The organism is Pseudoalteromonas sp. RB2-MNA-CIBAN-0110 (assembly GCF_040309305.1).
In the GTDB taxonomy this organism is placed as follows: domain Bacteria; phylum Pseudomonadota; class Gammaproteobacteria; order Enterobacterales; family Alteromonadaceae; genus Pseudoalteromonas; species Pseudoalteromonas arctica.
Genome location: NZ_JBEOOQ010000387.1, coordinates 1 through 207, shown reverse-complemented (window position 1 = coordinate 207; position 207 = coordinate 1). Strand labels below are relative to the sequence as shown.

At 52.2% G+C, this 207-nt stretch carries 1 tRNA gene; it reads left to right on the top strand.

Annotation, left to right across the window (positions count from 1 at the left end):
- Positions 1-134: 134 nt before the first annotated feature.
- Positions 135-207, top strand: a tRNA-Met gene (locus AAEY68_RS21875).

Genomic DNA, 207 nt, shown 5'->3' with positions numbered 1-207 from the left:
GATGGAGCAGTCTGGTAGCTCGTCGGGCTCATAACCCGAAGGTCGTCGGTTCAAATCCGGCTCCCGCAACCAATTCTTTAATTGGAAGCCAAGTTGTAATGTAAGCAACTTTAAACAAGTCTACAAATTTCAGGCGCGGGATGGAGCAGTCTGGTAGCTCGTCGGGCTCATAACCCGAAGGTCGTCGGTTCAAATCCGGCTCCCGCA